Source organism: Bradyrhizobium sp. SZCCHNR1002 (assembly GCF_032381435.1).
GTDB classification, from domain to species: domain Bacteria; phylum Pseudomonadota; class Alphaproteobacteria; order Rhizobiales; family Xanthobacteraceae; genus Bradyrhizobium; species Bradyrhizobium aeschynomenes.
In genome coordinates this window covers 347,747-373,505 of record NZ_JAUHIS010000004.1, presented here as the reverse complement: position 1 = coordinate 373,505, position 25,759 = coordinate 347,747, and the positions used below count along the sequence as shown (strand labels likewise).

At 66.2% G+C, this 25,759-nt stretch carries 22 protein-coding genes; 10 read left to right on the top strand and 12 right to left on the bottom strand.

Going from position 1 to position 25,759, the window contains the following annotated elements; translation table 11 throughout:
* Positions 1-36: 36 nt before the first annotated feature.
* From QX108_RS21335 to QX108_RS21325, 3 genes are read right to left on the bottom strand one after another with little or no spacing between them, the layout of a single operon-like run.
* Complete coding sequence (locus QX108_RS21335; RefSeq protein ID WP_315782524.1) at positions 37-915, bottom strand: transglutaminase family protein; 879 nt, start codon at positions 913-915, stop codon at positions 37-39.
* The gene (locus QX108_RS21330) at positions 912-3,443 is read right to left on the bottom strand and encodes a circularly permuted type 2 ATP-grasp protein (RefSeq protein WP_315782526.1); all 2,532 of its coding nucleotides are present in this window, start codon (positions 3,441-3,443) and stop codon (positions 912-914) included. Before QX108_RS21330 ends, QX108_RS21335 begins: the two co-directional genes overlap by 4 nt.
* A gap of 30 nt (positions 3,444-3,473) precedes the next feature.
* Entirely contained in the window at positions 3,474-6,788 is a 3,315-nt protein-coding gene (locus QX108_RS21325; protein WP_315782528.1) for a transglutaminase family protein, read from the bottom strand.
* Positions 6,789-7,222: 434 nt separating this feature from the next.
* Here QX108_RS21325 and QX108_RS21320 point away from each other — a divergent pair, with 434 nt between their 5' ends.
* Complete coding sequence (locus tag QX108_RS21320; RefSeq protein ID WP_008964013.1) at positions 7,223-7,420, top strand: hypothetical protein; 198 nt, start codon at positions 7,223-7,225, stop codon at positions 7,418-7,420.
* A 184-nt stretch (positions 7,421-7,604) separates the two neighbouring features.
* Here QX108_RS21320 and QX108_RS21315 read toward each other — a convergent pair whose 3' ends face one another.
* The 4 genes from QX108_RS21315 to hpaR form a co-directional block, all read right to left on the bottom strand.
* On the bottom strand, positions 7,605-9,128 hold the full coding sequence (locus tag QX108_RS21315) for a UxaA family hydrolase (RefSeq protein ID WP_172134217.1): 1,524 nt from the start codon (positions 9,126-9,128) through the stop codon (positions 7,605-7,607).
* Between the two features lie 111 nt (positions 9,129-9,239).
* The gene (locus QX108_RS21310; protein WP_315782530.1) at positions 9,240-10,019 is read right to left on the bottom strand and encodes an HpcH/HpaI aldolase family protein; all 780 of its coding nucleotides are present in this window, start codon (positions 10,017-10,019) and stop codon (positions 9,240-9,242) included.
* A gap of 130 nt (positions 10,020-10,149) precedes the next feature.
* A complete protein-coding gene (locus QX108_RS21305; RefSeq protein ID WP_315719209.1) occupies positions 10,150-11,235 on the bottom strand; it encodes a malate/lactate/ureidoglycolate dehydrogenase in 1,086 nt (361 codons plus the stop codon).
* A 167-nt stretch (positions 11,236-11,402) separates the two neighbouring features.
* Positions 11,403-11,918 (bottom strand): homoprotocatechuate degradation operon regulator HpaR, encoded by a 516-nt coding sequence (hpaR, locus tag QX108_RS21300; protein WP_172134215.1) that lies wholly within the window; start codon positions 11,916-11,918, stop codon positions 11,403-11,405.
* Between the two features lie 118 nt (positions 11,919-12,036).
* Here hpaR and hpaH point away from each other — a divergent pair, with 118 nt between their 5' ends.
* The 5 genes from hpaH to QX108_RS21275 are packed head-to-tail and all read left to right on the top strand — an operon-like array spanning position 12,037 to position 17,340.
* Positions 12,037-12,843, top strand: a complete 807-nt coding sequence (gene hpaH, locus QX108_RS21295; protein ID WP_315782532.1) for a 2-oxo-hept-4-ene-1,7-dioate hydratase — start codon at positions 12,037-12,039, stop codon at positions 12,841-12,843.
* Between the two features lie 24 nt (positions 12,844-12,867).
* Positions 12,868-13,260 carry a 5-carboxymethyl-2-hydroxymuconate Delta-isomerase gene (locus tag QX108_RS21290; protein WP_315782534.1) on the top strand — a complete coding sequence of 131 codons (393 nt, stop codon included), beginning with the start codon at positions 12,868-12,870 and terminating at the stop codon, positions 13,258-13,260.
* A gap of 15 nt (positions 13,261-13,275) precedes the next feature.
* A complete protein-coding gene (gene hpaE, locus QX108_RS21285) occupies positions 13,276-14,814 on the top strand; it encodes a 5-carboxymethyl-2-hydroxymuconate semialdehyde dehydrogenase (RefSeq protein ID WP_315782536.1) in 1,539 nt (512 codons plus the stop codon).
* 12 nt (positions 14,815-14,826) lie between these two features.
* Positions 14,827-15,696 (top strand): fumarylacetoacetate hydrolase family protein, encoded by an 870-nt coding sequence (locus QX108_RS21280; protein ID WP_315782538.1) that lies wholly within the window; start codon positions 14,827-14,829, stop codon positions 15,694-15,696.
* A gap of 18 nt (positions 15,697-15,714) precedes the next feature.
* On the top strand, positions 15,715-17,340 hold the full coding sequence (locus tag QX108_RS21275; protein WP_315782540.1) for a thiamine pyrophosphate-dependent enzyme: 1,626 nt from the start codon (positions 15,715-15,717) through the stop codon (positions 17,338-17,340).
* A 15-nt stretch (positions 17,341-17,355) separates the two neighbouring features.
* Here QX108_RS21275 and QX108_RS21270 read toward each other — a convergent pair whose 3' ends face one another.
* From QX108_RS21270 to QX108_RS21260, 3 genes are all read right to left on the bottom strand, one after another.
* The gene (locus QX108_RS21270; RefSeq protein WP_315782542.1) at positions 17,356-18,582 is read right to left on the bottom strand and encodes an MFS transporter; all 1,227 of its coding nucleotides are present in this window, start codon (positions 18,580-18,582) and stop codon (positions 17,356-17,358) included.
* Between the two features lie 74 nt (positions 18,583-18,656).
* Positions 18,657-19,310, bottom strand: coding sequence for a DNA oxidative demethylase AlkB (alkB, locus tag QX108_RS21265; protein ID WP_315782544.1), 654 nt, complete (start codon positions 19,308-19,310; stop codon positions 18,657-18,659).
* A 5-nt stretch (positions 19,311-19,315) separates the two neighbouring features.
* Positions 19,316-20,059, bottom strand: coding sequence for a 2OG-Fe(II) oxygenase (locus QX108_RS21260; RefSeq protein WP_315782546.1), 744 nt, complete (start codon positions 20,057-20,059; stop codon positions 19,316-19,318).
* A 204-nt stretch (positions 20,060-20,263) separates the two neighbouring features.
* Here QX108_RS21260 and QX108_RS21255 point away from each other — a divergent pair, with 204 nt between their 5' ends.
* On the top strand, positions 20,264-21,049 hold the full coding sequence (locus QX108_RS21255; RefSeq protein ID WP_315782548.1) for a transglycosylase domain-containing protein: 786 nt from the start codon (positions 20,264-20,266) through the stop codon (positions 21,047-21,049).
* Positions 21,050-21,246: 197 nt separating this feature from the next.
* Here QX108_RS21255 and QX108_RS21250 read toward each other — a convergent pair whose 3' ends face one another.
* Both QX108_RS21250 and QX108_RS21245 read right to left on the bottom strand, forming a co-directional pair.
* Complete coding sequence (locus tag QX108_RS21250) at positions 21,247-22,599, bottom strand: amidase (RefSeq protein WP_315782550.1); 1,353 nt, start codon at positions 22,597-22,599, stop codon at positions 21,247-21,249.
* Between the two features lie 6 nt (positions 22,600-22,605).
* Positions 22,606-22,929 carry a hypothetical protein gene (locus QX108_RS21245; protein ID WP_315782552.1) on the bottom strand — a complete coding sequence of 108 codons (324 nt, stop codon included), beginning with the start codon at positions 22,927-22,929 and terminating at the stop codon, positions 22,606-22,608.
* A 190-nt stretch (positions 22,930-23,119) separates the two neighbouring features.
* On the opposite strand from QX108_RS21245, the gene QX108_RS21240 reads away from it, so the two are divergent.
* From QX108_RS21240 to QX108_RS21230, 3 genes are all read left to right on the top strand, one after another.
* Entirely contained in the window at positions 23,120-23,533 is a 414-nt protein-coding gene (locus QX108_RS21240) for a Zn-ribbon domain-containing OB-fold protein (protein WP_315782554.1), read from the top strand.
* A gap of 4 nt (positions 23,534-23,537) precedes the next feature.
* Positions 23,538-24,677, top strand: a complete 1,140-nt coding sequence (locus tag QX108_RS21235; RefSeq protein WP_315782556.1) for a thiolase C-terminal domain-containing protein — start codon at positions 23,538-23,540, stop codon at positions 24,675-24,677.
* Between the two features lie 113 nt (positions 24,678-24,790).
* A complete protein-coding gene (locus QX108_RS21230) occupies positions 24,791-25,705 on the top strand; it encodes an SDR family oxidoreductase (RefSeq protein ID WP_315782558.1) in 915 nt (304 codons plus the stop codon).
* The last annotated feature ends 54 nt before the right edge of the window (positions 25,706-25,759 follow it).

Below are 25,759 nucleotides of genomic sequence, written 5' to 3'. Positions count from 1 at the left end.
AAAAATGTTCCGGATGTTCCCGGCGAGGGAACTGCCCTACTCGACCAGCACGACGTCGACGGCGACGCCGAGCTTCTGCTTCGGCGAGCCGACGATGATGCCGTCGATCGGCGAGACGTCGGAGAAGTCACGGCCCATGCCGAGCATGATGTGATCGTTGCCGACGACGAGATCGTTGGTCGGATCGAAGCCGATCCAGCCGAGCGCCTCGCCGCACCACAGCGACACCCAGGCGTGGGTGGCATCGGCGCCCTGCAGCTGCTTCTCGCCCTCCGGGGGAATCGTCCTCAGATAGCCGCTGACATAGGCCGCCGGCAGACCGAGGCCCCGCAGGCCCGCGATCATGACATGGGCAAAATCCTGGCAGACGCCGTGGCGATTGTCGAACACCTCGCGCAGCGGCGTCGAGATCACCGTCGCCTTCGGGTCGTATTTGAACTCGTTGCGGATGCGCCGCATCAGGTCGGCGGCGCCGGCCACGATGCCGGTCTCCGCCTTGAAGCTCGCGGCTGCATAGTCGGTCACCGGCTGCAGCACCGGGACCAGCGCACTGGCGAACACGTAGCCGATCGGCGAGGCCGGGCCGAGGCTGGTCGCCTCGAAGGCATCGTCGCGAACGCTTTCCCAGCTCGCGCTGGTCGCGTCGCGCTCGGGCGGTGTGCGCATCAGCTTGACCCGCGAGCGCGAGTCGATGCGCAAATGGCGGTGCTGGGTGTCGATCACGACGCTCTCGGTCAGCGTGCCGAAGAAGTCGCGCCGCGCCGTTCGCTCCGATGGGCGGGGCCGGATGTCGACGCTGTGCGAGATCAGCTCCTGGCCGTCGCCGCTGAGCGGCTCCAGCCGGAGCGAGCAGCGCGCGAAGCTGACCGCGCTTTCATACTCATAGGTCGTGACATGCCGGATGTCGTAGATCACGCGAGGCCCGTGAGCTTTTCCGGCCGAGTCGCATTCGGGCCGTGCGGGAAATAATGCTGTCCGATCGCTTCTGCCAGATTGAGCAGGTCCTGCTCCAGCGCAAACAAGGTGCGACCATCGAGATGGGCGGCCTCCGCAGCCGTCAGCCGCGCGCCGAGCGAGATGGCGAGCCGCTGCGGCCGTTCGATCAGGCCGTTCTCCTTCAGCACCGGCAGCCCCGCGATGTGCTCGTTCAGAACCTCGATCTGGAAGGCGACCGATCGCGGATTGTAGAGGTCGAGCACGACGAGATCACGGATCGGCGCCAGCGACGGGCCGATCAGATAGCGCGAGCGATAGGTGATCTGGCAGTCGACCAATGTGAGCAGGACGTCGAGATCCTCGGGCGTTGCCTCGTCATAGCCGAACTGGCGCGCGAAGCGCGCGGTGTTGATGGCGCGCTCGACGCGCCGCCCCATGTCGAGGAAGCGCCAGCCGGCGGCGCGGTTCATGTTCTCCTGGGCGAGGCCGGCGAAGCTCGCGAGCTTCTCGAGCAGCAGCTCGGCCGTGCTGACGACAGCATCGTCATCATCGATGTCCTGGGCGAGCCGGTTCGACATCTCGGTGATGACCTGCCACGCATCGGGCGACAACCGCTCGCGCAGCGAGATCGCGGTGCGCTGCGCCGATTTCAGCAGCGACAGCGCCGAGCCGAATTGATCTTCCGCCTGCAGCGCCTCGTCGGCGACGCGCGCCCCCTGCGTGCGCGAGGTCTGCGCGATCGCGCCCCAGGCCAGCAGCAGCCGTTGGATGCGCTCGGCCGTGTTGAGCTGCGCCGGCGACCCCTTGCCGGGATCGCGGTGCTGGGCGGCGAGCGCGCGGATCAATCGCAGCGTCGCCTCGGCGCGCTCGAGATAGCGGCCGAGCCAGAACAGATTGTCGGCGGCGCGGCTCGGCAGCACGCCGGCGATGCGGCGGATCCGGACGTTGTCGGAGCCCGGCAACAGCGTCCGCGCGGCCACCGCCTTGTCGGAGACGACCCAGACGTCGGCCGCCCGCGCGCCGTCGCCCATCGACACCGCGCGCGCATCGAGCTTGTCGGCGATGCGGCAGAAGCCGCCGGGCATCACGGTCCAGCCGTCCGGCGTGGCGGCGGCGAACACGCGCAGCACGAACGGACGCGGCGCGATCCTGCCATCCTCCCACACCGGCGTGGTCGACAGCCGCACCACCTCCTGGCCGACATAGTCGATGCCGCGCTGGCTGATCGCAGCCCGCAGCCGCTCGCGCTCGGGGGCCGAGAGCTCGCTGGCCAGCACCGGGCCGCTTGCAGCGAATCCCGGCACGGCGCGGCCATAGGCGCCTTCGATGGCGAACTCGTCGAGCCGCGACAGCACCTCGTCGCGCGCCGATTTCTGGCCGCACCACCAGGTCGCGATGTGCGGAATCTTGAGATCCTCGCCGAGCACGCGCCGGCACAGGCTCGGCAGGAAGCCGAGCAGCGCGCGCGCCTCGAGCACGCCGGAGCCCGGCATGTTGGCGAGCACGACGCCGCCCTTGCGCACCACGTCCATCAGCCCGGCGACGCCGAGCCGCGAGGCGGCATCGAGCTCGAGCGGATCGAGCGAGTTGGAATCCAGCCGCCGCAGCAGCACGTCGACGCGCTTCAACCCGGCGACGGTGCGGATGTGCACGCGGTCGCCGCTGACGGCGAGGTCGTCGCCTTCGACCAGCAGGAAGCCGAGATAGCGCGCCAACGTGGCGTGCTCGAAATAGGTCTCGCTGAACGTGCCCGGCGTCAGCACGCCGATGCGCGGCTCGTCGCGATCGGCGCTGGCGCGCAGCGCATCGCGGAACGCCTCGAAGAACGGCGCGAGCCGCTCGACATTCATCGACTTGTAGATCGAGGAGAAGGCGCGCGACTGCACCAGCCGGTTCTCCAGCGCATAGCCCATGCCCGACGGCGCCTGGGTGCGATCGCTGAGCACCCACCAGCGGCCATCGGGACCGCGGCCGATGTCGGCGGCATAGATGCTGAGAAAGCGGCCGCCGGGTGGTTTGACGCCGCAGACCGGGCGCAGATATTCGCTGGAGCCGGCGACGGCCGCGGCCGGCAGCGCGCCGCTCGCCACCAGCCGGCCCGCGCCGTAGATGTCCTGCAGCACGCGTTCGAGCAGCTCAGCGCGCTGAACGATCCCCTGAGACAGCTGCGTCCACTCGGTCTCGTCGATCAGCAGCGGCAGGTGGCTCAGCGGCCAGGAGCGCTCGGCATTGTCGCCCGGCGAGCGGTAAGTGACGCCGGCCTCGCGCAGATGACGATCGGCCGAGGCAAAGCGGCGGTCGATGTCGGTCGGCGCGAGCGCGGCGAACGTATCGGCAAAGCGATTCCAGACCGGGCGCGGCTCGCCGTCGGCGCCGATGAACTCATCCGGAATTCCGGGCAGCCGGGCATAGTCGCGGGCCCAGTGCGCGGCCCGGCGCAGAGGAGGACGTGCCGTCGGCCGACCGGCGGCGCTCGCTCTCTGGTCCTGGCCACTCGGGCCGTCCATACCCTGGTCCTCCGCACCAACTCCGTTTCATCAATGCAGGAGCGGCCTGCGCAAGTCGAGGGTCATCGGGAATTCATTTGTGCGTTCCTCGGGCGGCATGGCGATTCGTCCGGGAGTGTGGCCGTGATCCTGGAATCGGGCCAGCCGCCGGGCCTCCGCCTCATAGGAGTTGATCGGCTTGGTGTCGTAGTTGCGCCCGCCCGGATGGGCCACGTGATAGACGCAGCCGCCCAGCGAACGGCCATTCCAGGTGTCGATCAGGTCGAAGGTGAGCGGCGAATGCACGGGAATGGTGGGGTGCAGGCCGGAGGCCGGCTGCCATGCCTTGAAACGAACGGCGGCGACCGCCTCGGCAGACCGGCCGGTCGCCGTCATCGGCATCCTCCTACCATTGCAGGTGATGAGATGGCGGCCTTCGATGAAGCCTTCAGCTTTCACTTGAAGCCGCTCGACCGAGGAATCGACGTAGCGGACGGTGCCGCCGGCGGCGCCCTCCTCGCCCAGCACGTGCCATGGCTCCAGCGCCTGCCGCAGCTCCAGCGTCACCCCACCATGCTGAACGCGGCCGAAGGTCGGAAAACGGAACTCGAGCTGCGCCTGATACCAGTCCGGCGAGAAGTCGTAGCCGGACGACCGGAGCTCATCCAGCACATCAAGAAAGTCTTCCCAGATGAAGTGAGGCAACATGAAGCGGTCATGCAGCGCCGTGCCCCAGCGCACGAACTTGCCCTCCTGCGGCTCGCGCCACAATTTGGCGATCAGCGCGCGGATCAGCAGTTGTTGCGCCAGCGACATGCGCGGATCGGGCGGCATTTCGAGCGCGCGGAATTCGACGAGGCCCAGACGGCCCGTGGGACCTTCCGGCGAATACAGCTTGTCGATGCAGATCTCGGAGCGGTGGGTGTTGCCGGTGATGTCGACCAGCAGGTGACGGAAGAGCCGGTCGACCAGCCATAGCGGCACGCTCTGCCCGACATGGGGCACATTGGCCAGCGCGATCTCCAGCTCATAAAGGCTGTCATGCCGCGCCTCGTCGATGCGCGGGGCCTGGCTGGTCGGTCCGATGAACATGCCCGAGAACAGATAGGACAGCGCCGGATGTCGCTGCCAATAGAGGACGAGGCTCTTCAACAGATCCGGGCGGCGCAGGAACGGCGAGTCCGGCGGTGAAGAGCCGCCGACCACAACATGATTGCCGCCGCCGGTGCCGGTGTGGCGGCCGTCGATCAGGAAGCGGTTGGCGCCGAGCCGCACCTTGGCGGCATCCTCATAGAGTCCGAAGGTGATGTCGACGGATTGCCGCCAGCTCGTAGCCGGCTGAATGTTGACCTCGATCACGCCCGGATCGGGCGTCACCTTGATCACGTCGATGCGCGGATCGAACGGCGGCGCATAGCCTTCGACATGAACCTTGATCTGCATCGCCTCGGCCGTCGCTTCGACCGATGCAATCAGCTCGAGGTAGTCCTCGATGGTTTCGACCGGCGGCATGAACACGCAGAGAATGCCGTCGCGGATCTCGACCGACATCGCGGTGCGCACGCCGAGCCCGCCCCAGTACTGATACTGCACATCCTGCTGCGGTTGCGGCGGGCGGTCGAGCGCCTTCAACGGCGGGACCTGCGGCACGATGACAGGACGCCCCTGCGTGTAGGCCGGCAGCGGGCCGCGCTGCTCCATCGGATCCTGCTCGTGGACAAACGGAAAATCTTCCGGCGGAATGTAGACCAGCGAGCCGATCGGCAACCGCAGCCCGAGCGGCGAGTCGCCGGGGATCAAGAACAGCCGCTTGCGCCGCAGCCCCCAGCGCTCGCTGCGCCAGCGCCGCGGCTGTGCATTCCAGCGCTGGATCGGCAGGACGAAGCCGCGCGGGATGTGCAGCCCTTCGTCGAACACCCTCGCCATGCGCGCACGCTCCTCGGGATCGGCGAGCTTGGAATCGAGCGCGTCGACGTTCTCGGGCAGCGCAGCTTCCTTCTGCAGCCAGTGCGCGGGGTCCTCGAACGCCGGCATCACGTAGTCGGGCTCGAGCCCGAGCGTCTCCGCCGTCGTGTCGAGGAAACGCTGGGCGTCCGCGATCGTCGCCATGCGCGGACCATCGACGCTCGCGATCAGATCGGGATTGCGCCAGATCGGCTCGCCGTCCTTGCGCCAATACAGTCCAAACGCCCAGCGCGGCAGGCTTTCGCCGGGATACCACTTGCCCTGGCCGTAATGCAGCAGGCCACCGGGCGCGAACCGCGACCGCAGGCGCCGGATCAGGCTGTCGGCAAGCCCGCGCTTGGCCGGACCGACCGCCGCCGTATTCCACTCTGCCGATTCCATGTCGTCGATCGACACGAAGGTCGGCTCGCCCCCCATCGTCAGTCGCACGTCGTGAGCGGCGAGGTCGGCATCGACGGCTTCGCCGAGCTGATCGAGCTTGTCCCAGGATTCATCGGAGAAAGGCCGGGTGATGCGCGGCGCCTCGCGGATGCGCCGCACATTCATCTCGAAGGCGAACTCGACCTCGGCAATGCCGGCACTGCCGCTGATCGGCGCGGCCGAGTGATAGTGCGGCGTCGCCGCCACCGGGATATGCCCCTCGCCCGCGAGCATGCCCGAGGTCACATCGAAGCCGATCCAGCCGGCGCCGGGCAGATAGACTTCGGCCCAGGCGTGCAGATCGGTGAAGTCGCTCTCGACCTCCACCGGGCCCTCGACCGGATCGATGTCGGGACGGAGCTGTATCAAATAGCCGGAGACGAAACGAGCGGCGAGGCCGAGATGACGCAACGTCTGGATCAGTAGCCACGCCGAGTCGCGGCAGGAGCCGGCTCCGGACGACAGCGTCTCCTCCGGAGTCTGAACGCCGGGCTCCATCCGAATGATATAACGAATCTTTTTCTGCAACTGTGCATTGAGCTCGACGAGATAGTTGACGGTGTTGTCGGCCTCGCGGGGAATCGACTTCAAGTATTCGGCGAACAACGGCCCCGGCTCGATCGTTTCCAGATAAGGCGCCAGTTCCACCTTGAGACCGTCGGGGTAAGCGAACGGAAAACTGTCGGCATAAGGCTCGACGAAGAAGTCGAACGGGTTGATCACGGTCATCTGTGCCGTGAAATCGACCTCGATTTTGAGTTCGTTCACCTTCTCCGGGAAAACATAGCGCGCAAGCCAGTTTCCCTGCGGGTCCTGCTGCCAGTTCACGAAATGATTGGGCGGCGTGACCTTGAGCGAATAGCTCAGCACCGGCGTCCTGGTATGTGGTGCAGGGCGCAGACGGATGGTCTGCGGGCCCAGCTCGACCGGACGATCATATTTGTAATGGGTGACGTGATGTAATGCGACGTAGATTGACACGTGTTCGGCGCTCCAGCAACTTTTTTAAGCAGACCATTGCCATGCCCAGGGATCAAGCACTAACAAAGGGCAGAGCTGCCTATTGAACCATCCTAAGGCCCGACACACGGCATTCACCGACGGACTCAGGGTCCTATCAGGCGCCGATCATGTGTCTCGACTGCACGTACCGGTCGCTTTTCCGGCCGGCGCGCGCCCCAATTCGAGCCCGCATGAAGAACGAGAGAGGAACAAACAACCCGCGACAGCGGCATTCCCCATACTTGTCCACAGGCGAGGGCCGCAGGCTCACGGAAGATTGACCAGTTTGTCAAAGACGGGATTAACCCCCAATGATGAACTAACAAGAACTAATAGCGTTGCATTTGCCGCAATCGCTTGATAGCTCGACTACACGTGCTATTTAGAGCCCACATTGCCAAAAGGAGAATCAAGTGGCGAAGACAGCTAAGAAGGCAGCTACCAAGAAGTTGGCGCGGAAACCCTATACGCCCGCCGACATCAAGCTGCTGAAGCAGCACTCGAAGTCCAAGACCCCGGTTGCCAAGATCGCCAAGGCGATGAAGCGGACTGAAGGCTCGCTCCGTCAGAAGGCCCTGGCGCTCGGCATCGGCCTCGGCCACCAGCGGTAAATTGTTCGGCGCCGCTGTCGCGCGCGCGTCAGCGCGGCCAGCCCACGGCGGCGCTCCCGACCTGTCATCTGATCTCAGTTGCGATCCAGTCTCAGCACGGTGACGATCTCAGCTGCGATCAGATGCCGGCACGGAAACGTCCGGCAACATCATTTTCAACAGCCGAATAGCTGAGCGATGCCGGCTACATCGTCGCGCCGAGCACCCAGGGTGCGAACTCCGCCCCGCCAAAATCGAAGCTCTCGCTCTTGGTCGGCTGCCCCGAGGCGGTCTTCAACATCAGTTCGAAGATGCGCTGCCCGCACTCCTGCACCGTCTCCTCGCCATCGAGGATGGTGCCGCAGTTGACGTCCATGTCGTCTTCCATCCGCCTGTACATCGGCGTGTTGGTCGCAAGCTTGATCGACGGCGCCGGCTTGCAGCCGAACACGCTGCCACGCCCGGTGGTGAAGCAGACGAGATTGGCGCCGCCGGCCACCTGCCCGGTCGCTGCAACCGGGTCGTAGCCGGGCGTATCCATGAACACGAAGCCCTTCTTGGTGACGGCTTCGGCATAATGCAGCACATCCACCAGATTGGTGCTGCCGGCCTTGGCCATCGCGCCGAGCGACTTTTCGAGAATCGTGGTCAGGCCGCCCGCCTTGTTGCCCGGGCTGGGATTTGCGTTCATCTCTGCGCCCTCGCGCGCCGTATACTCTTCCCACCAGCGCATCAGGGAGACGAGCTTCTCGCCGACGTCGCGGCTGACGGCGCGGCGCGTGAGCAGATGCTCGGCGCCGTAGGTCTCGGGCGTTTCCGACAGGATCACCGTGCCACCATGCCGCACCAGAAGATCGCTGGCGGCACCGAGCGCCGGGTTGGCCGAGATGCCGGAATAGCCGTCGGAGCCGCCGCACTGGAGTGCGACCGTCAACTCGCTCGCCGGAACCGTCTCGCGTCTGACCTTGTTGGCATCGGTCAGCGCCTCCTTGACGAAGGCGATGCCGGCCTCGACGGTCTTGCGGGTACCGCCGACCTCCTGAATGTCCATGGCGCGCAGGCGGCCGGCGAGCTTCTGCTCCTCCATCAATCCGCCGATCTGATTGGCCTCGCAGCCGAGCCCCAGCACGATCACCGCAGAAAAATTCGCGTGCCGCGCGTAGCCGCCGAGCGTTCGCCGCAACAGTTTGAGCGGCTCGTCGAGCGTCATGCCGCAGCCGGTCTTGTGCGTCAGCGCGACGACGCCGTCGACATGGGGGTAGTCGGCCAGCGGATCGTCGCCGGTGAACGGATTCCGCTTGAAGACGTCGGCCACCAGGCTCGCGACATGCGCGCTGCAGTTCACCGAGGTCAGCAGCCCGATATAGTTGCGGGTCGCGACCCGCCCGTCCGGGCGGCGGATGCCCTCGAACGTGGCGGGGAGATCGAAGTTCGGCGTCGGCTTGACGTCGACGCCATAGGCGTAGTCCTTGGCGAAATCGCCCATGCCGCAGTTCTGTGTATGAACATGCTGCCCGGGCGCGATCGGCGCGGTGGCGAAGCCGATGATCTGGCCATAACGGCGGATCGGCTCGCCCTGCGCGATCGGCCGCACCGCGACCTTATGCCCCGCCGGAATCCTGTCGACCGTCATCACCCCATCGGCAACCGCGAGCCCCGGCGGCAGGCTCGCGCGCGCGATCAGCACGCTATCCTCGGGATGAAGCCGGATGACGGGGGCGGGAGCCATGGCAGTCTCTCTCGTTTGGGTCGATCGGTCGCAACCAGAAATGCGCATAGCGAGTCGCGAATAGCGAATGGATGAGTCCCCTATTCGCTACTCCCTATTCGCAATTCGCTCTCAGGCCTTGCCGCCGGACTCGTTGCGGGTCTGCGCGACCTGCTGGCGGGCATAGACCTGCATCAAGCCGACCTCGTTCGACAGCGTGACCAGCTTGAAGCCCATGTTGATGGCCCGGACCGCGCCTTCGGCGCCGCTGCAATGGATGCCGGGATTGAGGCCGCGCTTGCCGCATTCCTTCACGATCTTCTCATAGATCTGGAGGATCTCCGGCTCGTCACGGTCGAGCTTCGGCACCAGGCCATAGGAAAAGCCGAGATCGGACGGACCGATATAGACGCCATCGATGCCTTCGACGTCGAGGATGGCCTCCATGTTCTCGACCGCCGTCCGCGTCTCCATCATCGGCAGCAGCACGATCTCGTCATTGGCCGTCTTCTGGTACTCGCCGGCGCCGCCATACATGCCCGAGCGGATCGGACCGTTGGAGCGAACGCCCTTCGGCGGATATTTGGAATAGGAGACGAGGTTGCGTGCTTCCTGCGCCGTGTTGACCATCGGGCAGATGACGCCATAGGCGCCGCCGTCGAGCACCTTGCCGATGATGCCGGGCTCGTTCCACGGCACGCGCACCATCGGGGTCACGGGATGGGCGTGCATCGCCTGGAAGCACTGCACCATCGACAGATAGTCCTGCACGCCATGCTGCATGTCCACGGTGACGCTGTCGAAGCCGCACTGCGCCACGACCTCCGCGGAGAATCCCGAGGGGATCGCGAGCCAGGCATTCACCACCGTCTTGCCTTCGGCCCAGAGCTGCTTGACCTTGTTGTTCGCCACGACTGCGTTTCCTTCCCTTGTTGTTCAATCGATCTGTGTTGTTGAATTCGTTCTCGCCGATCGTGCAGCACGATGCAATCCCGAACGTCCGGCTGCAGATTGCATCACGCCGTCGGCAATCACACGGCCATCACGATGTCGCCCGCTGGATGCTCGCTTCGCTGACGCCGACCTCGCGGGCCGTGCTCACGATGGCCGCCCACGTGTCGTCAGGCAAGGGCACACCGTTGGCCGTGCGCTCGGCCCGCATCTTGCGCTCGGGGTCACCCGGCACCAGCACCTGATCGACGCCCGAGACGGGCTTGGTCTCCCGGATGAAATCGGTGTAGCGCGTGATCTCGCCATCGAAGAAATTGGCGGGATCGACCACCTTGGGATCGATGTAGATCGCGAGCATGCCGTTGGCGAAGCGCCGGCCGGCCGAGGTCGCCCCGGTGCCGGTCAACGCACCGCCCAGCAGCTCGCAGATGAAGGCAAGGCCCGAACCCTTGTGCTCGCCGAAGGCGCGGATCGCGCCCGTCCCCTTGGTGTGGTCGCGCGTCCCCTCTGCCTCGTAGGGACCATAGAGCACCGCCGGATCCTCGCTGAGCGTGCCGTCGGCATCGATCAACGCCCCCTTGGGCAGCTTCTTGCCGCCGCGGCTCGCCACCAGCACCTTGCCTTCGGCGACGATCGAGGTTGCGAAATCGAGCACGATCGGATCCTGTCCCTGGCGCGGGATGCCGACGCAATACGGCGCGGTCGAGAACCGCTTCTCGACGCCGCCATAGGGCGCGACCAGCAGCGAGCCCGCGGCCGTGACGAAATGGATCGAGACGAGCCCTTCTGCCGCAGCCATCTCGGCCCAATCGCCGACGCGGCCGAGATGGCCGGAATTGCGCAGCGCCATCGCCGCGAGCCCGCTGCTCTTGCAGCGCTCGATGCCGATCTTTACCGCCTGCGGCGTCACCGTCTGGCCGTAGCCGAACTTGCCGTCGACCACCACCAATGACGGCGTATCGACGACGATCTCCGCGGTCTGGTTGGGCACGATCGAGCCCATTTTCTGCCAGCGGATGTAGACCGGGACCCTGATCACGCCATGGCTGTCGTGCCCGGTCAGGTTGGCCGTGGTGAGATAGGTTGCGATCCGGCGCGCCTCCTCGGGCGAGGAGTGGGCATGCTCGAAGACGTCGGCGACGAAATCGATGAGGTGCGCAACCTTGATAGTGACCATGACAACTCGCGGGTTAGATCAGCATGCGAAAACAGAGTTAGCATGGTTTGCCATGCCTGCGACGCACGCCATCTCCGCTCCATTGCATCGCTTCTTATCAAACTGTCGAACAGCCTGCCAAGCAGGACGGCCGCATCAGGACGAAATTGCGTGATGTTTGCACCGCCTCATTCGTCGGTATCACTGCCGAGCGCGACATCGCTCCCCATGCTGCGCTCCAGCTCATCCAGCATTTTGTGCAACGCGGCAAGCTTGCGTGCGCCAAACCGCCGCGCAATCGACGCGTAGATCGCCTCCGAGTTCGGCGCCACCTGCGCAATCAGCTTCAAACCCTTCGTGGAGATCGACAGCACCCCTCTGCGCAGGTCGCGGACGTCGGCCTCGCGTTGGATCAGACCGCGCGCTTCGAGATCGCGCAGGATACGCGACAGGCTCGGACCAAGCAGGAAGGCGACCCGCGCCAACTCCGTCACCTCGATGGCGTCGACCGCTGCCAGCGCACGCAGGATGCGCCATTGCTGCTCGGTCAAGCCATGCTGCCGCAGGCTCGGCCGGAATTGCCGCATCACCGCCTCGCGCGCCCGCAACAGTGCCATCGGCAATGATTGCGAGAAGTCGCGCATCGGCACCTGCCGCGCCTCCCTGGCGACCGGCTTCACGGTCCTGGCCTTGCGTTGGCTCATAGCGGTGCCCGTGCTCCCCACCCGGATATTCGCACTGCAGCAAATCTGCTTTCGATTTGCCCGCCAAAACTTAACATGTTAATCATTCGCCGGCATCCCTTTTTCGCATGGTTTGTTCATGCCCCTGTCGAGCGACCAAATCAGCAGCTGCGCCCAACGCCTGGATCTGGCTGAGAAGAGCCGTCGCCAGATCAGGCAGATCTCCCAGGAGCATCCGGACATCACGATCGCGGATGCCTATGCGATTCAGAAGGCCTGGATCGACATCAAGGTCGGCGAGGGACGCATCATCAAGGGGCACAAGATCGGGCTGACGTCGAAGGCCATGCAGAGCGCGCTCAACATCGACGAGCCCGACTCCGGCGTGCTGCTCGACGACATGTTCTTTGCGGATGGCGGGCTCGTTCCATCCGATCGCTTCATCGCGACACGGATCGAGGCGGAGCTGGCCTTCGTCATGAAGCACCGCCTGTCGGGACCGGACTGCACGCTGTTCGACGTGCTCAACGCAACCGACTTCGTGGTGCCCGCGCTGGAAATCCTGGATACGCGGATCGAGCGGGTGGATCCCGCGACCAAGGCGACACGCAAGATCTTCGACACGATCGCGGACAATGCGGCCAATGCCGGCATCGTGCTCGGCGGCCGGCCATTGCGACCGCTCGACGCCGACCTGCGTTGGATCGGCGCACTCTGCTATAAGAACGGCCAGTTGGAAGAGACTGGTCTGGCTGCCGGCGTCCTGAACAACCCGGCGACGGCCGTTGCCTGGCTCGCCAACAAGATCGCGGCGCACGGGCTTGCCCTCGAACCAGGCCAGGTGGTCCTCGCCGGCTCGTTCATCCGGCCGATCGAGGCGCGCAAGGGCGACACGATCCAGGCCGACTACGGCCCGTATGGAACGGTGAGCTGCTACTTCGCCTGACGCCTGCACCGGAGCTGTCGCACCATGCCGCATTTCAGCATCGAATACTCCGCCAATCTCGACGGCTTTGTCAGGATGGACAACGTCTGCGAGCTGGTCCGCCAGGCCGCCAGCGAGACCGGGATATTCCCGATCGGCGGCATCCGCGTGCGCGCGATCCGCTGCGAGCACTACGCGATTGCCGACGGCAAGCCCGACGCCGCCTTCCTCGCCATGCTGCTGCGGCTCGGCGAAGGCCGCGACCTGCCGGCGCGGCAGAAGGCCGGCGAGCACGTGTTCAAGGCGCTTTCGGACTACCTCGATCCGGTGTTCGCCAGCAGCAAGTTCGCGCTGTCCTTCGACATGCAGATCAACGACGCCGCGACCAGTTGGAAGCGCAACAACATTCACGACGCCCTGAAAGCCACAACGCCCTGAAAGCGGAGGCATCCCATGGATAAGGCCAGCCCCAAAGCCGATATCTACAAGGCCAATCTCGACCGCGCCGCGCCCCTGCTCGCGAAGCTGAAGGACGAGGGCATCGGCCACTTCATCGACGGCAAGGTGGTGCCAGCCATCTCGGGCGCGACGTTCGAGACGAAGTCGCCGATCGACAATACCGTGCTGGCTACCGTCGCGCGCGGCAATGCCGAGGATATCGACCGCGCAGCGACGTCGGCCGCGCTCGCCTTCAAATCCTGGCGCGACATGGCGCCTTCGATGCGGCGCAAGCTGCTGCATCGGGTGGCCGACGCGATCGAGGATCATGCCGACGACATCGCCGTGCTCGAATGCATCGATACCGGGCAGGCCTATCGCTTCATGGCCAAGGCCGCGATCCGTGCCGCGGAAAACTTCCGCTTCTTCGCCGACAAATGCACCGAGGCGCGCGATGGGCTGAGTACGCCGAGCGACGAGCATTGGAACATCTCGACCCGGGTGCCGATCGGCCCGGTCGGCGTGATCACGCCGTGGAATACGCCGTTCATGCTGTCGACCTGGAAGATCGCGCCGGCGCTCGCGGCCGGCTGCACGGTCGTGCACAAGCCGGCGGAATGGTCGCCGGTCACGGCGCAGTGGTTGGCGAAGCTCGCCAAGGACGCCGGCATTCCCGACGGCGTGCTGAACACGGTGCATGGCTTCGGCGAGGAGGCCGGCAAGGCGCTGACCGAGCATCCCGCCATCAAGGCGATCGGCTTCGTCGGCGAAAGCTCGACGGGCTCCGCCATCATGGCGCAGGGGGCGCCGACCCTGAAGCGTGTGCATTTCGAGCTCGGCGGCAAGAACCCGGTGATCGTGTTCGACGATGCCGATCTCGAGCGTGCGCTCGATGCGGTGGTGTTCATGATCTACTCGCTCAACGGCGAGCGCTGCACCTCGTCGAGCCGGCTGCTGGTGCAGCAGAGCATTGCCGAGACCTTCACGGCCAAGCTTGCCGCGCGCGTTCGTGCGCTGAAAGTCGGCCATCCGCTCGATCCCGCGACGGAGATCGGGCCGCTGATCCATGAGCGGCACCTCGCCAAGGTCTGCTCCTATGCCGACGTCGCGCGGCAGGACGGCGCGATCATCGCCGTCGGCGGCAAGCCGTTCGCGGGTCCCGGCGGCGGACATTATGTCGAGCCGACGCTGGTGACCGGCGCGAGCCAGACGATGCGCGTGGCGCAAGAGGAAGTATTCGGGCCGTTCCTCACCGTGATCCCGTTCCGCGACGAAGCCGACGCGGTCGCGATCGCCAATGACGTGCAGTATGGCCTCACCGGCTACGTCTGGACCGGTGACATGGGCCGCGCGCTGCGCGTCGCCGACGCGTTGGAGGCCGGCATGATCTGGCTGAACTCGGAGAACGTGCGACATCTGCCGACCCCCTTCGGCGGCATGAAGGCGTCCGGCATCGGCCGCGACGGCGGCGATTATTCGTTCGACTTCTACATGGAAACCAAGCACGTCTCCTTGGCGCGCGGCACCCATAAAATCCAACGGCTCGGCGTGTAAGGAGAGATGCTCATGACCTCCCCTCGCCTCGCTACCTATGCCGTCAACGGCTCAGTCCGCTACGGCCTCGCGACCGACAAGGGCCTCATCGATCTCTCGGTGCGCTTTGCGAAAGACTATCCGACCTTGCGCGAAGTCATCGCGGCGGGCGCCCTGCCACGGCTGATCGAGACCGCCGCCGGCCTGTCGCCGGATCACGGCCTCGATGCGATCACCTGGCTGCCGCCGATCCCCTCGCCCGAGAAGATCATCTGCATCGGCGTCAACTATCCCGATCGCAACGCTGAGTACAAAGACGGTCAGGACGCGCCTAAATATCCGTCGATGTTCATGCGCACGCCGCGTTCCTTCGTCGGCCACGAGACGCCGCTGGTGCGCCCGCGCGTCTCGCCGCAGCTCGACTATGAAGGCGAACTGGTGCTCGTCGTCGGCAAGGCTGGCCGGCACATCCCGGAGGCCCGGGCGCTGGATCACATTGCCGCGCTGACGCTGTGTAACGAAGGCACGATCCGCGACTGGGTGCGGCACGCCAAGTTCAACGTCACGCAGGGCAAGAATTTCGATTCCACCGGCAGCCTCGGGCCCTGGATCGTGCCCTACACCAGCGAGAGCCAGATCGCCGATGTCCGGCTGACCACCCGCGTCAACGGCGAACTGCGGCAGGACGATCGCACGTCGCGACTGATCTTCGGCTTCCGCTATCTCATCAACTACATCTCGACCTTCACGACGCTTCAGCCGGGTGACGTGATCGTGACGGGGACGCCGACCGGCGCCGGTGCGCGGTTCGATCCGCCGCGCTATCTCAAGCCCGGCGATGTCATCGAAATCGAAGTCGAAGGCGTCGGCGCTTTGCGCAACGGCGTCGTCGACGAAAACTGATCAAGACGGAAGTTTAGCATGACCATCATGACCGGCGGCGAAGCCATCGTCAGCGGGCTCGTCGCCCACGGCGTCGACACCGTGTTCGGCCTGCCCGGCGCGCAGGTCTACGGCCTGTTCGACGCCTTCCACCAGGCGCAGCTCAAGGTCGTCGGCGCGCGCCACGAGCAGGCCTGCGGCTACATGGCATTCGGCTATGCCCGCGCCAGCGGCAAGCCTGGCGTGTTCAGCGTCGTCCCCGGCCCCGGCGTGCTCAATGCCGGCGCGGCGCTGCTGACTGCCTTCGGCTGCAATGAGCCGGTGCTGTGCCTGACCGGCCAGGTGCCGACGGACTATCTCGGCCGCGGTCGCGGCCATCTGCACGAGATGCCGGATCAGCTCGCCACCTTGCGCACCTTCGTCAAATGGGCCGAGCGCATCGAATATCCTGACAGCGCGCCGACGCTGGTCGCGCGCGGCTTCCAGGAAATGCTGTCGGGCCGGCGCGGGCCCACCGCGCTGGAAATGCCGTGGGACGTGTTCACGCAGAAGGCCGAGACGTCAGCCGCGAAGCCGCTGGCCCCGTTCACGCCGCCGCAGCCCGATCCCGACCGCATCGCCAAGGCGGCGGCGCTGATCGCGGGCGCCAAGGCGCCGATGATCTTCGTCGGCTCCGGCGCGATCGAGGCGCGCGAGGAAATCCTCGAGCTCGCCGAGATGATCGACGCGCCAGTCGTCGCCTTTCGCTCCGGACGCGGGATCGTCTCCAATGCGCATGAGCTCGGCCTCACCATGGCCGCCGCCTACAAGTTGTGGCCGACCACCGATCTGATGATCGGCATCGGCACCCGCATGGAGCTGCCGACCACGTTCCGCTGGCCGTTCAAGCCTGACGGTTTGAAGTCGATCCGCATCGACATCGATCCGGCCGAGATGCGGCGCCTGATCGTCGATGCCGGCATCGTTGCCGATGCCAAGGCCGGCACGGCTGCGCTCGCTGCGGCCGTGAGCAAGGCTGGCACTCGCAAGACCTCCGGCCGTCGCGCGGCCATTCGCGAGGCCACCGCGGCGACCTTGCAGGAGATCCAGAAGGTGCAGCCGCAAATGGCTTACCTCAACGTGCTGCGCGAGGTGCTGCCGCCAGAGGCCATCGTCACCGACGAATTGTCCCAGGTCGGCTTCGCCTCCTGGTATGGCTTCCCGGTCTATCAGCCGCGCACCTTCATCACCTCGGGCTATCAGGGCACGCTCGGCGCGGGCTTCCCGACCGCCCTCGGCGCCAAGGTCGCGCATCCCGACAAGCCGGTCGTCGCGATCACCGGCGACGGCGGCTTCATGTTCGCCGTGCAGGAGCTGGCGACCGCCGTGCAGTACAACATCGGCGTGGTGACGCTGGTGTTCAACAACAACTCCTACGGCAATGTCCGGCGCGACCAGCGCGAGCGCTTCGACGGCCGCGTCGTCGCCTCTGACCTGGTTAATCCCGATTTCGTCAAGCTCGCCGAATCCTTCGGCGTCGCCGCGAGCCGGGTCACCGCGCCGGATCAGTTCAAGGCGGCGCTCGAAAAGGCCCTGGCGCATGGCGGGCCGTATCTGATCGACGTCGAAGTGCCGCGCGACAGCGAGGTCTCGCCCTGGGCCTTCATCCACCCGGCGAAGCCCTGAGGGCGCTTGAGGATCTCACGGCGGCGACGCGCGGCGTCCCTGCCATCCGGCGGCGGCCATCACCAGCAGGCCGGCGCCGGCCACGAACCAGCACGCGACCGGCGCCCATTGCACCAGCGGCGCATAGTCCGGCAGCTTCTGCAGGCCGCCCGCGACGGCCGCGATCCGCGCAAACGTGGCCAGCGCCAACGCCGAAAACACCAGCCCCGTCACCTTGCCCTCGGCGCCGGTGGTCCCGATCGCCAGCGCCGCCGAGATCGCGCTCATCATCATGCAGCCCCAGGCCGCACCGGCGATGAACTGCGCCACGATCAGCACCGTGAGCGCGCCCGCGAGTTCGGCGATCACGATCGCGATCGCGCCGAGCAGCCCCGCGATGCCCATGACGATCAGGCCACCGCGATGCTTGACGACCACGCTGGCGGGAAACAGCACGAGATTGAAGCCGATCCAGAACACCGGCATCAGCCAGGGCAGATCCTCCGGCCTGGCGAAGCGCAGATAGAAGGCCGAGCTGTTGATGCTGAAATGCAGCTGATAGCCCAGCGCGAGGACCACCATCGCGCCGATGAACAACAGCGACAGGCCCCGCAGCGGCTTCGGCGCGGCCTTGGCCGCCGCCGGCGCCGCGGCCGGACCGCCGGCCTGTGCGACCCGTGAGAGTCCGAGCGCGGTCAGCAGCAGCACGGCCGAGGAGATGATGAAGGGCAGCCGGGCGTCATAGTCGCGCATGATCACGCCGAGATACGGCGACACCGCGCCTGCCACGCCATAGCCGAGCATCACCAGCGCCATCAGGAACGGCACGGCCGGCCGCGCCGCATGGCGCCCGAGCAGAGTAAGAGGCGGCGCGCGCAGCACCGACGACGTCAGCGCCCACACCACGATCAGTCCGATGAAGGCGGCCGGACCGGCGGTCGCCGCCACGAACGGCAGCGCGATGAAGGCGCCGCAGGATACCGCGGTGACGAGACCAATGAAGACGCCGAACCGGCTGGCGACCGGCCCGATGCGGTCAGCGGCGATGCCCATCGCCGTATCCGACAGCGTGAAGATCGCCTGGTCGAGCATCAGGATCAGGATCACGGCGGACGGCGAAATGCCGGCCTGCGCCGCCAGCTTGGGCAGATAGATCACATAGGTGGTCCACAGCAGGCTGAAGACCAGTTGCAGCAGCGCGAGGTGAAGTCCGAGCCGCGTCGCCGCCGGCGCGCGCTCGTCCGCAAGTTCGACAGTCGTCATGGCCCCTCTCCCGCGCGCAGCATAGAGCGAGGGCCGCGTATTGCAAAATGCGCGACATCACACAGCGGCCGGGATTACCGCGCGCGGCGAAACGTCAGGTTGATGCGCCGGCGGCCGAGCAACGCGTGCTCGCCATCGGCGAGCGGCGCGACGCCGTGAAAGGCGAGCCGCGCCGGCCCGCCCCAGACGACGACGTCGCCGTGGACCAGGCGATGACGCTGCGTCTTGTCGGTGCGCTTGAGGCCGCCGAACAGGAACGTGGCGGGCAGGCCGAGCGACACCGACACGATCGGCGCACCCACGTCGCGCTCGTCGCGGTCCTGGTGCAGCGACATTTTCGCGCCGGGCTCATAGCGGTTGATGAGGCAGGCGTCGGGTGCGAAGCCTGGAAAGCCAGCCTCGCGCGCGGCATTCTCGGCAAGCTCACGCAGCAGCGGCGGCATCGCCGGCCAGGGCTGCCCGCTCTCCGGGTCGACGGGATCATAGCGATAGCCGCTGCGGTCCGTCACCCAGCCGAGCGGCCCGCAATTGGTCATCGCGACCGACATCTGATGGCCGCCGGGCGTGATCATGCGTCGGAACGGCGCCTGTGCAGCGATCGCCTCGATCGCGGACAACAGCTCCGCCTCGTGCGGGCGGGCAAAGCTGCGCAGCAGCACCGCGCCGGGCGCGAGCTGTTCGCGCGCGGGTCCTGTCGCCTCGAGACTATCGAACAAATCAGCCGTCATGCGCCTCACTTTGCATCATGAAAGATCACGCCCAGCGTATGCCGCCGGCCGGAGCGCAGCCGGCTGACGCCATGGCGCATGGTGACGCGGTAGCTGCCGCGCGTGCCCTGCACCGGGCGATGGTGGACCGCGAACACCACGGCATCGCCGCGGCCCAGCGGCACCACCTCCGCCCGCGACTGCATCCGCGGCCGCTGCTCCGTCAGCACGAACTCGCCGCCCTCGAAATCGCGCCCGGGCTCGGACAGGAGGATCGCGACCTGCAGCGGAAACACGTGTTCGCCATAGAGGTCCTGATGCAGGCAATTGTAGTCGCCCTCGTCATATTGCAGCAGCAGCGGCGTCGGCCTGGTCTGGCCGGCGGCATGGCAGCGGGCGAGGAAGTCGGCATGCTCGCTCGGGTAACGCACATCGATGCCCATCGTCGTTTTCCAGCGATTGGCGATCGCGACCAATTGGGCATAAAGCTGCGGCCGCAGCCGCGCGATCGGCTCCGGCAGCGGATAGCTGAAATACTTGTACTCGCCGCGCCCGAACCCGTGCCGCGCCATGACCACCCGGCTGCGGAAGTGGCCGTCCTCCGGATAGAGCGACGCCAGCGTGCGGCACGCCTCGGGCGAGACCAGCTGCGGCAACACCGCGCAGCCGCTGGCGTCGAGGTCGCGTTCAACCATCGCCCAATCGATCGCATCGATCCCGGTCGCGACGGGAGAATCGATAAGGGGCGCTGCCCGTGTGAGTCTGGCCATGGATCAATCCCAGCTGTCATTCCGGGGCGTCGCGCAGCGACGAGCCCGGAATCCATAGGCACGATCGTGGTTATGGATTCCGGGCCTGCGCGCAAGGGCGCGCATCCCGGAATGACGAGGATGCGACAGAATGGGGAGCACGGCCACCCGTTTCCTGGCGCTCTGGCCTCATCGCGCCGGAACGCTCCGATGAACCGAAGCGCTGTGAGCGGAACCAATCCTGTGACGATGCAACGTCCACGCACCCGGCGCTTCCTCATCCTGTTCGGCAAGTCGATCCTGGCCGTGCTCTCGCTCGCTGTCCCCCTGCTGCTCTACGCCGAAGCCTATGCGATCTGGTACGCCGAGTATCATCTTGGCGTACCCACCGAAGCCGAGATCGCGGCGCTTCCTGCCACCGGCCATCTTTGTCCGCTCGAAGCGGGATCGCCCTACGTCCCGCTGGCCGACATGCCCCCGCTGCTGCGTCAAACCGTCATCAAGTCGACTGGCTCCGACTTTGAGACGCGGCCCAATCTCGTTCTGCCGGCGATGTTGGCGGCCATTGTCAAGGGTGACGGCCGACGGCCCGATACGAGGATCACATTTGCGGTCACCCGCCATTGCCTGCATGTCCTGGCTCCAGACTGTTGTCGCGGCCTGGATTGGCACATCGGAAACACGGTCTTCATGGGCCGTCTGGAACGAACCCTGTCGCGCGAGCGAATTCTCGATTCCTACCTGAACGACAGCTATCTCGGCCGCAATGCCTATGGCGTCGCAGCGGCGGCCACCGCGCATTTCGGCAAGCCCCTGGCAGGCCTCGACGTCGGCGAGATCGCCCTGCTCATCGCGCGTTTCCAAATGCCAAGGCCCTCTGAGCGCGACAACGAGCGACGCAGTTACATCCTCGACAAAATGCTGACCGCCGGCCTGATCGATCAGGCCCAGGCGACAGCCGCCAGGGCCGCGCCGCTGCCCCCGATCGATGGCCCGCCGCGCAATCCCTGATCGCTCTCGCGCCCAGCCCAGCCTATCGCATTCACGATCGCTGTTTTGGGCCCGCTTTTCTCACCATCGTCATGGCCGGGCTTGTCCCGGCCATCCACGTCATCCGGCATGCTGAGAACGACGTGGATGCCCGGGACGAGCCCGGGCATGACGGAGTGACTAAAGGCGCGCATCTTCATATGCGCTAGCCTTGTGGCTCAGCCGCGCACCACGCCCTCGATGCCGGCCGCGACCTCCAGCAGCTTGCGATCCTGGCCGCCGGACTGCGCCAGCATCAGGCCGACCGGCACCTCGCCGTGGCGATGGGCCGGCAGCGAGATGGCGCAGCCGTCGATCATGTTGATGAAGGTGCAGTTGCGCAGCGCGCGGATGTTCTCGCGGGCGAAGGCGGCGTCGTCGGCGAGATCGGCGATCTTGGGCGGCGCGTTCGCCGTGGTCGGCATGACCAGCGCGTCGTAAGGCGCGATGCGCGCGGCGGCGCGCGTCACCAGGGAGCGGCGGGCGTTGAGCATCTCGATGTAGTCCGGCACCGTGATCGCCTCGCCGCGCAGGATGCGCACGGAGACGCGCGGATCGTAGACGTCGCCCTTCGCGGTGAGCAGGACGCGGTGCCAGGCGTAGCTCTCGGCGGCGGCGAAGCCGCCCTTGGCGCCGATGATGCCGACGTCGAGAAACTCGGGGAATGCGATGCGCTCGATCAGCGCGCCCTGGCGCGACAGCGTTTCCAGCGCGCGCTCGAACGTTGTGGCCACCTCGGCATCGAGCTCGTCGAGCACGATCGTCGTCGGCACCGCGAGCCGGAGGCCCTTCACCGGGCGCGGCGCCAGCGGCCGGATCGGCTCGTCGGCGAGCACGGAATCCAGCACCGCACAGCAGGCCACCGTGTTGGCGAGCGGGCCAAAGCTGTCCAGCGTGGTCGACAGCGGCACGCCGCCGTCGAGCGGCACCCGCGACTGGGTCGGCTTGTAGCCGGTGATGCCGTTGAACGCCGCGGGGATGCGGCAGGAGCCGCCGGTGTCGGTGCCGAGCGCGCCATAGGCCATGCGGTCGGCGACGGAGACCGCCGCGCCCGAGGACGAGCCGCCGGGCACATAGCCGACGTCGCGCTTCCAGGCGCTCTTCGGCGTGCCGTAATGCGGATTGATGCCGATGCCGGAATAGGCGAACTCGGTCATGTTGGTGCGGCCGATCACGACGAAGCCGGCCTTGCGCAGCCGCGCCACCGCGGGTGCATCGGCCTCGGCCGGCGCGGAATCCTCCAGCGCGCGCGAGCCGGCGCGGGTCACCTGGCCCTTGATGTCGAACAGGTCCTTGATCGAGACGGGAATGCCGGCAAAGGGCGACGGCGCCGCATTGGCCTTGCGCAGCGCATCCATGCCGTCAGCGGCCGAAAGCGCCGCCTCCTTGTCGACGTGGATGAAGGCGCGCTGGCCCTCGCCGGCGGGATCGGCGATGCGGGCGAGACAGTCCTCGACCAGCTTGCGGGAGGTCGTGCGTCCCGCGGCGAGATCGTCGGCGAGCGCGGCGAGGGTCGGATTGGCAGCGGTCATGGCATCCTATCGAGGGTGAGCGGCATCGGCCGAAATGTCGAGATCGAGCAGCGCGGAACTCAGCGACTTGCCGTGCGCATCCAGCGCAAGCGAACGGGTGACCCCGCCGCCGAGCGCCCGGCTCACCACGAAGTTCAGCGCCGCGATGTTGGGCAGCTCATAGCGGACCACCTCGCCCTGGACAATGCCGGCGAAGTGCGCCCTGACCCGCTCCGCCGTCACCTCTGCGAGCAGCAGCGGATAGTGCTTGGGATCATAGGCGATGACCGAGATGTTCGAGGTGTCCCCTTTGTCGCCGGTCCTGGAATGGGCGATGTCACGCAGCTTCATCTCGTCTCCGATCATGTGATCGTATCAAAGACCAATTTTCACCGCGCGGCAATTGCCGCCAAGACACCTCTGCACCACCAGGAGGGCCGCATGCGCGGCGCGATGGACCGTTGACGCCCCCTCGCCAAATGGCGCATCAAAACGGCAAAGCAGCGGGCGACGGAGCCCGCCTCACGGGAGGATCACCGGGATGGCCGAGCCGATGCGCGCACGCCCCAAGCCGACGCCGGAGACGCAGCATTTCTGGGACGGCACACGCGCCGGCGAGTTGCGGCTGCAGCGCTGCGACGCCTGCGCTCACGTCTACTTTCCGCCGCGGCCGTTCTGCCCGTCCTGCGCCAGCCGCAAGGTCACCGTGTTCAAGGCGTCGGGAAAGGGCACGCTGTACAGCTACGTGATCAATCACCGCCCGGCCGCGCCAGGCTTCACGCCGCCTTACGCGATCGCCGTCGTCGCGCTGGCGGAAGGTCCGCGGATGATGAGCAACATCACCGGCTGCCCGCAGACACCGGAGGCGCTCGAGCTCGACATGCCGCTCGAAGTCACCTTCGAGGCGCTCGACGAGCAGATCACCCTGCCCTTGTTCCGACCGGCGAAGGGATAACGCCATGCGTCGTAACCAGGTTGCCGTCGTCGGCGCGGCCGAGACCACCGAGCTCGGCGTCATCCCGAACATGTCGCAGATCCAGCTGCATGCGGATGCCGCGCTGAATGCGATCGCCAATGCCGGTCTCAAGCTATCCGACATCGACGGCTTCGCCACCGCGGTCGAGACGCCGCAGCAGATGTGCCATTACCTCGGCATCACCCCGACCTGGGTCGACGGCACCTCGGTCGGCGGCTGCTCGTTCATGCTGCACGTCCGGCACGCCGCTGCGGCGATCGAGGCCGGGCTGTGCAAGACCGTGCTGATCACCCATGCCGAGAGCGGCAAGTCGATGATCGGCAAGCTGCCGCGTTCGATTCCGGCCGACAGCCTGCAGGGCCAGTTCGAGGCGCCGTTCGGCGTCTACGGCCCTCCCAGCATGTTTCCGATTCCCGTGCTGCGCTACATGAAGACCTACGGCATCACCCATGAGCAGCTCGCAATGGTCGCCGTCGTGCAGCGCGAATGGGCCGCGAAGAATCCGCGCGCGATGATGAAGGACCCGATCACGGTCGACGACGTCCTGAACTCGCGCATGATCGCCTATCCGTTCCGGCTGCTGCAATGCTGCCTCGTCACCGATGGCGGCGGCGCGCTGATCCTGACCTCCGCCGATCGCGCCAAGGATTTTCCGCGCAAGCCGGTGTACATTCTCGGCACCGGCGAGAGCGTGGAGACGCCGATGGTCAGCCAGATGGAGACGTTCACCTCGTCGCGCGCCTTCAAGGTCGCGGGCCCCCTCGCCTTCAAGGAAGCCGGCATCAACCATGCCGACGTCGATCACCTCATGATCTACGATGCGTTCGCGCATCTGCCGCTGTTCGGCCTCGGCGATCTCGGCTTCATGCCGCATGAGGAGACCGGCCCGTTCATTGCGGCGGGCCATACGCGGCCGGGCGGCAAGCTGCCGCTCAACACCAATGGCGGCGGCCTGTCCTACATGCATTCGGGCATGTACGGCATGTACGCGCTGCAGGAGAGCGTCCGACAGATGCGCGGCATCGCTCCGGCGCAGGTGCCGAATGCCAAGATTTCCGTGTGCCACGGCGTCGGCGGCATGTTCGCCGCGTCGGGCACGATCATCTTCACCAACGAAAGATAGTCAGCTTCCGTCATTCCGGGGCGGTCCGCAGGACCGAACCCGGAATCTCGAGATTCCGGGTCTGGTGCTTCGCACCATCCCGGAATGACGGAGCCCAACAAGGAGAACCTCTCATGGCCAAATCGCTCCAGGACAAAGTCATCATCGTCACCGGCGCGGGCCGCGGCATCGGGCGCGAGATCGCGCTGCTGTGCGCCGCCGAGGGCGCCAAGGTCGTGGTCAACGATCCCGGCGTGGCCTCCGACGGCTCGGGCACCAGCGCAGCGCCGGCGGAAGAAGTGGTCGAGGAGATCCGCAAGGCCGGCGGCACGGCGGTTGCCAATTTCGAGAGCGTGTCCGAAGCGATCCCGGCCAGCAAGATCGTGAAGGCCGCCACCGATCACTTCGGCAGGCTCGACGGCGTCGTCAACAATGCCGGCATCCTGCGCGACATGATCTTCCACAAGATGAGCATCGAGGCGTTCGAGGCCGTCATCAAGGTGCATCTGATGGGCTCGTTCTACGTGTCGCACTCCGCGGCGCGGCTGTTCCGCGAGCAGGAGAGCGGCTCCTTCGTGCACTTCACCTCGACCTCCGGCCTGATCGGCAATTATGGCCAGGCGAACTACGCCGCCGCCAAGCTCGGCATCGTCGGCCTGTCGAAGTCGATCGCGCTCGACATGGGCCGCTTCAACGTCCGTTCCAACTGCGTCTCGCCGTTCGCCTGGAGCCGCATGATCGGCACCATCCCGGCGGAGACCGAGGCCGAGAAGGAGCGCGTCGAGCGGATGAAGCGGATGGGGCCGGAAAAGATCGCGCCGGTCGTCGCCTATCTCCTGGGCGATGCCTCGAAAGACGTCACCGGCCAGATCTTCGCTGTCCGCATGAACGAGATATTCCTGATGGGCCAGTCGCGTCCGCTGCGCTCGGTGCATCGCGGCGAAGGCTGGACGCCGCAGACGATCGCCGAGCACGGCATGCCGGCGCTGAAGCCGTCGTTCTATAAGCTCGATCGCTCGGCTGACATCTTCGGCTGGGATCCGATCTGAGATTTGCAGCGCGCAAAATCGTCTCGCAGCGCAAACTATCTCAAGTTGTTTTTT